At 72.0% G+C, this 8,122-nt stretch carries 7 protein-coding genes; 2 read left to right on the forward strand and 5 right to left on the reverse strand.

Annotated features, from left to right (window positions below; translation table 11 throughout):
- Positions 1 to 174 precede the first annotated feature (174 nt).
- Positions 175 to 1,296: an LOG family protein gene (locus tag QM582_RS14690; protein WP_415085619.1), complete on the forward strand. Its 1,122-nt coding sequence runs from the start codon at positions 175 to 177 to the stop codon at positions 1,294 to 1,296.
- Here the strand turns inward: QM582_RS14690 and QM582_RS14695 are convergent.
- The gene (locus QM582_RS14695) at positions 1,253 to 2,821 is read right to left on the reverse strand and encodes a succinic semialdehyde dehydrogenase (protein ID WP_415085620.1); all 1,569 of its coding nucleotides are present in this window, start codon (positions 2,819 to 2,821) and stop codon (positions 1,253 to 1,255) included. The two genes, QM582_RS14690 and QM582_RS14695, sit on opposite strands and share 44 nt — an antisense overlap.
- A 159-nt stretch (positions 2,822 to 2,980) precedes the next feature.
- Here QM582_RS14695 and QM582_RS14700 point away from each other — a divergent pair, with 159 nt between their 5' ends.
- Positions 2,981 to 4,486: a carboxylesterase family protein gene (locus QM582_RS14700; RefSeq protein WP_415085622.1), complete on the forward strand. Its 1,506-nt coding sequence runs from the start codon at positions 2,981 to 2,983 to the stop codon at positions 4,484 to 4,486.
- Between the two features lie 76 nt (positions 4,487 to 4,562).
- On the opposite strand, the gene rlmN is transcribed toward QM582_RS14700, so the two are convergent.
- The 4 genes from rlmN to pyrH all read right to left on the reverse strand — a co-directional run bounded on the left by rlmN (position 4,563) and on the right by pyrH (position 7,997).
- Complete coding sequence (gene rlmN, locus QM582_RS14705; RefSeq protein WP_415085627.1) at positions 4,563 to 5,693, reverse strand: 23S rRNA (adenine(2503)-C(2))-methyltransferase RlmN; 1,131 nt, start codon at positions 5,691 to 5,693, stop codon at positions 4,563 to 4,565.
- A 124-nt stretch (positions 5,694 to 5,817) separates the two neighbouring features.
- Entirely contained in the window at positions 5,818 to 6,702 is an 885-nt protein-coding gene (locus QM582_RS14710; protein ID WP_415085624.1) for a phosphatidate cytidylyltransferase, read from the reverse strand.
- Entirely contained in the window at positions 6,702 to 7,256 is a 555-nt protein-coding gene (gene frr, locus QM582_RS14715) for a ribosome recycling factor (RefSeq protein ID WP_415085629.1), read from the reverse strand. The genes QM582_RS14710 and frr overlap by 1 nt, the downstream gene beginning before the upstream one ends.
- Before the next feature lie 30 nt (positions 7,257 to 7,286).
- Positions 7,287 to 7,997, reverse strand: coding sequence for a UMP kinase (gene pyrH / locus QM582_RS14720; RefSeq protein ID WP_415085625.1), 711 nt, complete (start codon positions 7,995 to 7,997; stop codon positions 7,287 to 7,289).
- Between the last annotated feature and the right edge of the window lie 125 nt (positions 7,998 to 8,122).

Consider the following 8,122-nt stretch of genomic DNA (forward strand, 5'->3'; position numbering starts at 1 on the left):
TGCTGTTCCGAGCGAGGACGTGCCCGGCGGGATGAGCTGCGGCCGCCAGATCTTGTGGGCGTACTGGACGTACGGCGCAAGAGCTGGGGGCCGCAGATCGCCCGCCGGGACGCCGCAGCCGGGACATGATTGATCAGCGCTTCCTTAAGTAGGCCGACGCCGTAGGCTGAGCCGGTGCGGATCGACCTGGAGTCCCTGGCTGATTTCGACGCGCGGGTGAGCTCCGGCGGTTCGCTGGCCGGGGTGTTCGTGCAGTCGGTCGACCTGACCGGACGCTCGGCTGCGCTGCGGTCCTCCGACGTCACCGGGGCGGTGTTCCTCGGCTGCGCGCTGCGTCCGGCGGACGCCTCGCACCTGTCCCGGCACGGTGCGCTGGTCTTCCCGCGTCCGCCGGACCTGCCGTTCGACCCGTACCGGCCCGAGCTGTACACCGCCGACGAGCTGTACCGGGGTCTGGAGCACGGCTACCCCGCCACGGTGGACGCCGCGATCTTCGGCTGGCAGTCGGCGCAGCTGCGACCCGGCGGGCTGGAGGCCGACCTGGCCGCGGCGCTGCACGACCATTCGATCACCGAGGCGCTGCAGCAGGAGCTGGCCGGCACCGACGTCCGCCGCGTCGTCGGGATCATGGGCGGCCACGCCCAGCACCGCGGCTCGGGCCCCTACCGGGCCAGCGCCGAGTTGGCCCACCGGCTGGCCGGCGACGGCTATGTGGTGATCTCCGGCGGCGGCCCGGGCGCGATGGAGGCGGCCAACCTGGGCGCCGCCTTCGAGGGATCGGACGCCGACCTGCGGGCCGCGATCGACGAACTGGCCGCCGCGGCGTCCTGGTCGGTGGACGTCACCGCCTGGGCCCGTTCGGCACAGCAGATCGTCCGGCGCTACGGCTGCGGCCGGCTGTCGCTCGGCGTCCCGACCTGGTTCTACGGCCACGAGCCGCCCAACCTGTTCGCCACCCGGATCGCCAAATTCTTCACCAACGCACTGCGCGAGGACGTGCTGCTGCGGGTCTGCCGCGGCGGGCTGATCTACCTGCCCGGCGCCGCCGGCACCGTGCAGGAGGTGTTCCAGGCCGTCACGCCCAACTTCTACGCCGCCGACGGCGAGCCGATCACCCCGCTGGTGCTGGTCGGCTCCGAGTACTGGACAGACGTCGTGCCGGTCTGGCCGCTGCTGCACGCCCTGGCCGCCGGACGCCGGATGGCCGGCGCGATCAGCCTGGTGGATTCCACCGCGGAGGCCCTGGCCGCGATCAGCGCAGCCGGGAGCGCCGGGCCGCCGTCAACGACCGGCTGAACCAGTCGGCGAACCGGCGCTGCCGTTCGGCTCCGCGGACGCCGAGCACACCGGCCCGCTGCTCGGCGACGCTCTGCGCGACGGTGTACTTGAGCAGCCCGTCGGTGCCGTGCCGGCCGCCGGTGCCGGACAGCCCCCGCGCCCCCATGGTGGCGCCGACCGCGCCCCAGGACGCCAGATGGGTCTCGTTGATGCTGACCGTGCCGGTGCGCAGCCGCGGCGCGATCAGGCGGGCCGCGGCCCGGTCGGCGCTGATCACGGTGGCGTGCAACCCGTAGTCGGAGTCGTTGATCAGACGGATCGCGGCATCGTCGTCGTCCACCCGGTAGACGCTGACCACCGGGCCGAAGGTCTCGGCGTCACGCACCTCCATCGCCGCGGTGACCCCGTCCAGCACGGTGGGCTCGTAGACCCACGGGCCGATGTCGGGACGGTGCCGTCCACCGGCCAGCACCCGGGCGCCGTGCCGGCGGGCGTCCTCGACGTGTTCGGTGACCCGGTGCAACTGCTCGGGACCGTGCAGCGAGCCCATGTCGGGGCCGTAGTCCAGGCCCACCCCGAGCCGCAGGTCGGCCACCGCGGCCAGGAATTTCTCCAGGAAGGCGTCCGCGATGTCGCGGTGCAGCAGCAGCCGTTCGGAGTGCACGCAGACCTGCCCGGCGCCGGCGAAGGCGCCGCGCACGGCGAGCTGCACCGCCAGGTCGAGCGGGGCGTCGTGGCGGACGTAGCAGGCGTTCTTGCCGCCCAGTTCCAGGTGGCAGCCGACCATCCGCTGCGCGGCCAGGGCCGCCACGGTGCGTCCCACCCGGGTGGAGCCGGTGAAGCTGAGGTAGTCGGCCTGCCGCAGCACCGCGTCGCCGACGGTGCCGTCGCCGGTGACCACCTGCAGCACGGCGGCCGGCAGCCCGGCGGCCTGCAGCCGGCGCAGCCCCCACAGCGTGGACAGCGCGGTGCGCGGATCGGGCCGCAGCAGCACGGCGTTGCCGGCCAGCAGCGCCGCGATCGACTCCCCCAGCGACAGCCCGAACGGGTAGTTCCACGGGGTGACGATGCCGACCACGCCACGCGGCAACCGGGTCTGGGTGGCGGCGCCGAGCACCGGCAGCACCCCACGGCGGCGCCGCGGGGCGAGCAGCTCGGCGGCGCTGCGAGCGTAGTAGCGGGCCACGTTGGCCACCTCGGCGAGCTCCTCGAAGGCATTCGCCCTGGTCTTGCCGGTCTCCAGCTGGATCAGGTCGAGCAACTCCTCGCGTCCGGCCAGCATCCGGTCGTGGAACTCGAGCACGATGGCGGCCCGGCGCTGCGGCTTCAGCGAACTCCACACCCGCTGCGCGGCCCGGGCCCGCTGCACGGCACAGACCACGTCGGACGGCGTGGAGAGCGGGATCTCCGCCAACGGCCGGCCGGACAGCGGCGTCCGGACCAGCAGCCGCTCGGCGGAGGCGTCGGCGAGGATGCCGGTGGTCAGGTCGTCGAGCAGGGAAGGTGCAAGCACGAAGCCTGGATCCTCGGCGGTCGTGCGCATTGGCACAGGGTACTGCCGGCGGGCCAACCCGGAAACGGTCCGGAGCCGACCCGCACATCGGTGCAGCGGCCCGGTGCTTCTTGACCGGGTATTGCCACCGTGGTTGTCTGGGCAGGCATCGCCGCCCACCGCACGACAGCCCTTGTGCAAGGAGATTCCATGCCGTTCTCACCGGACGCCGGCCCGGTCGTCGCCACCTCGTCCGGCTCTGTCCGCGGCATCCAGCGGCCTGGTTCGGCGGCCTTTCTGGGCATCCCGTTCGCCGAACCACCGGTCGGCGCGCTGCGGTTCGCCGCGCCCCGGCCGCGGGCCCGCTGGGACGGGGTGCGGGACGCCACCCGTCCCGGCGCCACCCCGCAGCTGCGCCAATTCGGCCCGGTGACCACCATCCCGGAGCCGTCCTTCCCGGGCGACGACACCCTCAACGTCAACGTGTTCACCCCGGTGCCGGGCGACCGTCAGGCCCGGCTCCCGGTGCTGGTCTGGATCCACGGCGGCGGCTTCTTCGCCGGCTCGCCGTCCAGCCCCTGGTACGACGGGGGGCCGTTCAACCGCGACGGGGTGGTCACCGTCAGCATCTCCTACCGGCTCGGTTTCGACGGCTTCGGCTGGATCGACGGCGCACCGGTGAACCGCGGCCTCCTGGACCAGCTCGCCGCGCTGCGCTGGGTGCGGGACAACATCGCCGGGTTCGGCGGCGACCCCGACCGGGTGACCATCGGCGGGCAGTCCGCCGGTGCCGCCAGCGTGCTGGCGCTGCTCGCCGCACCGGGTGCCGACGGCCTGTTCCGCGGCGCGATCGCCGCCTCCCCGGTGGTCATCGACCTGACCCCGGAGGAGTCCCGGGCGGCGGCGTCCCGGGTCGCCGGACGCCTGGGGCTGGCCGGCCTGACCCTGGACGATTGGCGCGGGGTCGATGCCGACCGGCTGCTGGACGCCGAACGGGAGGAGATCGGTGCGGCACTGGCCGAGCCGACCGCACCGCTGGCCGACTATGTGCGCTCGCTCGGGGCGTCCGAGGCCCGGCTGTCCGGGCTCGCCCTGGCGCCGGTCGTGGACGGCGACACCTTGCTGCCACTGGGTCAGCGACTGCGCGCCGGGGTGCACCGGGACAGCGCGCTGCTGATCGGCTCGGCGGCCAACGAGTTCCCGGGATCCGCCCCGGACGACGTCGACCGGGCCGGGATCGACGCCGCTTTCGCCGCGCTGGGCGCGTCCGAGGCCGGTCTGGCGCCGTTCTGGGCCGAACTGGAGCTGATCGGCACCGACAGCACCCGGGCGCAGATCACCGCGCTGCGGATGTTCCGGCTATCGGTGGCGAAGGTGGTGCGGGCCCGGGCGGACGGCGGCGCCGCGGCGAACACCTGGAGCTACGACTTCCGCTACCACGCGCCGTCGCTGCACCGGGCCACGCACTGCTTCGACCTGCCCTACGCCTGGGACCTGGGTTCCGGGGACGGCGTCCTGGAGGCCCTCGGCGAGGCCGCCGACCCCGTCCTCTCCGCCGCCGTCCACCGCTCCTGGCTGGCGGTGATCACCGGTGATGGCCCGGACTGGCCGGCGGCGGACGCCGCGGTGGCCGGCGGCTGCGTCTTCGACCGGGACACCGGCTACCGCCCGGACGCCTACCGGCTGGAGCAGGAGATCGCCACCGAGCTGCCGTGACCCGCCGCTGGTTGAGATTGTCGAAACCCGTGGCGCCGGCACAGCAGGGTCTCGACAAGCTCGACCAGCGGTGCTGCTACTCGGCAGCGACGCTGGCGGCCAGCTGGCCGCAGGCGCCGTCGATCTCGCGTCCCCGGGTGTCCCGGACGGTGACCGCGACCCCGCGGCGTTCCAGGGCGGCGACGAAGGCGGCCTCGTCGCGGCGCCGGGACGCCGTCCACTTCGACCCCGGGGTGGGGTTGAGCGGGATCAGGTTGACGTGCACCCAGCCGTGCCCGCCGTCCCGGCGCAGCACGTCGGCGAGCAGTTCGGCCCGCTCCACGGAGTCGTTGACGTCGCGAATCAGGGCGTACTCGATGGACACCCGGCGCTTGGTCAGCCGGAAGTAGCGGTGCGCGGCGTCCACCAGTTCGGCCACGTTCCAGCGGGTGTTGATCGGGCACAGCTCGTCGCGCAGCTCGTCGTCCGGGGCGTGCAGGCTGACCGCCAGGGTCACCGGGATGCCCACCTCGGCGAGCTGGTTGATCCGGGGCACCAGGCCGACGGTGGAGACGGTGATGCCGCGGGCGCTGATCCCCAGCCCGTGCGGTGCCGGCGCGGTCAGCGTCCGGATCGTCGCCATGATCGCCTTGAAGTTGGCCATCGGCTCGCCCATGCCCATGAAGACGATGTTGTTCACCCGTCCGGGGCCGCCGGGGATCTCGCCGTCGCGCAGAGCGCGGGCGCCGGCCACCACCTGGGCCAGGATCTCGGCGGCGCTCAGGTTGCGCTGCAGCCCGCCCTGCCCAGTGGCGCAGAACGGGCAGGCCATGCCGCAGCCGGCCTGGGACGAGATGCACAGGGTGGCCCGGTTGCGCCCCGACCCGGACGAGCGGATGCCGGGCACGCCGTAGCGCATCAGCACCGACTCGATCAGGGAGCCGTCGAACAGCCGCCACAAGGTCTTCAGCGTCGTCCCACCGTCACAGGACAGCGGTCGCACCGAGGTGAGCAGGGACGGCAGGAACGCCTCCGCCACCCGGCCACGGTCGGCCGCGGGGAGATCGGTCCAGCCGGACGGGTCGAGGTCGAGGTGCTCGAAGACATGCCGGGAGATCTGGTCGGCCCGGAAGGCCGGCAGGCCCAACTCGCGCACGGCGTCCCGGCGCTCGTCGCGGCCCAGGTCGAGCCAATGCCGCGGCGGCTTGCCGCGCCGCGGCGCGGCCATCGTCAACGGCACCGTCGCTCCGGCGCGCACCCGGTCCTCCAGCGCCGAATAGGCGCTGATCTCGTCGGGCCGCAGGCCGTCGCCGGACGGGGTCGGTTGGTCGGTCATCGGATGTTCGCCCTCGTCAGTTCGGGACCAGCAGGTACAGGATCAGCCAGGCAACGGGTGCGGCGACCAGGATGGAATCCAGCCGGTCCATGGCGCCGCCGTGGCCGGGCAGGAACGACGACATGTCCTTGATGCCGACGTCGCGTTTCACCAGCGACTCGATCAGGTCGCCACAGGTGCCGGCCGCGACGATGGTGAGCGCCAGCAGCAGCCCCACCCACCACGACGAACCCAGCCACCACACGGTGAGCGGGATGGAGACCGCGGTGGCCAGCATGACCGAGCCGGCCATCCCCTCCCAGGTCTTCTTCGGGCTGATCAGCGGCGCCATCGGATGCTTGCCGAAGCGGGCGCCGACCGCGTAGCCGCCGGTGTCGGTGCCCATCACCACCAGCAGGATGGTGGCCATCTTGGCCGCACCGTTCGGCGAGGCCAGGATCAGGCTGGTGAACGAGCCCAGCAGCGGGATGTAGCCGATGGTGAACAGGCTGGCCGCGGCGTCCTTGACGTAGCCGGCGGCACCCCCCGGCATCCGCCAGATCAGCGCCGCCAAGGTGGTGGCGCCGAGGAAGCCGAGCAGCACCGAATGCCAGGGCAGGGCGCCGGGCCCCTGTTGGGTGGCGGCGGCGTAGGAGCCGCAGATCACCGCGACGGTGCCGGCCAGGATCGGGATCACCGCCGAGTTCATCCCGATCCGCTTCAGCGCATCGTGCAACTCGACGGTGCCCAGGGTGAGCATCGCGGTCACCAGCAGCACGAAGCCCCAGTGCCAGTAGAGCAGGGTGAGCACCACGGTGGCCGCCAGGGCCAGGCCGACCCCGATCGCGGCCGGAAGATCGCGACCGGCGCGCGATCTCCGGACTGCCGGGTCGGCTGCCGAAGCCTCCTGCTCGCCCGCCATCAGACTTCCAGCAATTCCGCTTCCTTGGACTTCAGCAGTTCGTCGATGCCGTCGACGTACTTCTTGGTGATGCCGTCGAGCTGCTTCTCGGCGCCGCGGGCGTCATCCTCGCCGACTTCCTTGTCCTTGACCAGCTTGTGCACCGAATCGTTGGCGTGCCGGCGGATGTTCCGGACCGCCACCCGGCTCTCCTCCGCCTTGGTGCGGGCCACCTTGATGTAGTCGCGGCGGCGCTCCTCGGACAGCTGCGGCATCACCACGCGGATCACGTTGCCGTCGTTGGCGGGGTTGACGCCCAGGTCGGAGTCGCGGATCGCCTTCTCGATGCCGGACATGGACTGCCGGTCGAACGGGCTGATCAGCACGGTGCGGGCCTCCGGCACCTGGAAGGTGGCCAGCTGCTGCAGCGGGGTCGGGGAACCGTAGTAGTCGACCATCAGCTTGTTGAACATGGCCGGGTGCGCGCGTCCGGTGCGGATCGCCGCGAATTCTTCGCGGGCGTGCTCGACCGCGCCCTTCATCTTGGTCTCGGCATCCTTGATGATGTCGGGGATCATCGTGATCCTTTCGTGGTTGTGGCTCGCTCAGGCGTGGACGGTGGTTCCGATCTTCTCACCCTGCACGACCCGCAGGATGTTGCCCTCCACTCCGAGGTCGAAGAAGATCATCGGCAGGTTGTTGTCGCGAGCCAGGCTGATCGCGGTGGCGTCGGCCACCTTGAGGTCGCGGGCCAGGTAGTCGTCGTAGGTGAGCTCGTCGAAGCGCTGGGCGTCCGGGTTCTTCTTCGGGTCGGAGTCGTAGACGCCGTCGGTGCCCTGCTTGCCCATCAGCAGCACGTCGGCACCGATCTCCAGCGCCCGCTGGGCCGCGACGGTGTCGGTGGAGAAGTACGGCATGCCGGAGCCGGCGCCGAAGATGACCACGCGGCCCTTCTCCAGGTGCCGCTCGGCGCGGCGCGGAATGTAGGGCTCGGCGACCTGGCCCATGGTGATCGCGGTCTGCACCCGGGTCTGCACCCCGGCCTTCTCGCAGAAGTCCTGCAGCGCGAGGCAGTTCATCACGGTGCCGAGCATGCCCATGTAGTCGGCCCGGTCACGGTCCATGCCGCGCTCGGAGAGCTCGGCGCCGCGGAAGAAGTTGCCGCCGCCGATCACCACCGCGACCTGGATGCCTGCCTCTACCACCGCCTTGATCTGGCCGGCGAGGCTCGCCACCACATCGGGGTCGACGCCGATGCCGCGGCTGCCGCCGAACATCTCGCCGGACAGTTTGAGCATGATGCGGTGGTAGGTCATTGTTCTCCTCGCTCTGGGGTCTGATAGCGACGTGGGGCCCCCCACCACCCAACAGGGGCGCGCCACCCAAATTAGTTTGTTTTTAAGGTACAGACCGTGGAAGAGCCCCCCGCGCAGCCCACCAA

The sequence above is a fragment of the Micropruina sp. genome, from assembly GCF_047607385.1.
GTDB lineage: Bacteria > Actinomycetota > Actinomycetes > Propionibacteriales > Propionibacteriaceae > Micropruina.

Bases quoted from the DNA above. Each gene is read 5' to 3' on its own strand.
- QM582_RS14695 (WP_415085620.1), bottom strand. From the start codon at position 2,821: ATGCGCACGACCGCCGAGGATCCAGGCTTCGTGCTTGCACCTTCCCTG.
- QM582_RS14700 (WP_415085622.1), top strand. From the start codon at position 2,981: ATGCCGTTCTCACCGGACGCCGGCCCGGTCGTCGCCACCTCGTCCGGC.
- rlmN (WP_415085627.1), bottom strand. From the start codon at position 5,693: ATGGCCGCGCCGCGGCGCGGCAAGCCGCCGCGGCATTGGCTCGACCTG.
- QM582_RS14710 (WP_415085624.1), bottom strand. From the start codon at position 6,702: ATGGCGGGCGAGCAGGAGGCTTCGGCAGCCGACCCGGCAGTCCGGAGA.
- pyrH (WP_415085625.1), bottom strand. From the start codon at position 7,997: ATGACCTACCACCGCATCATGCTCAAACTGTCCGGCGAGATGTTCGGC.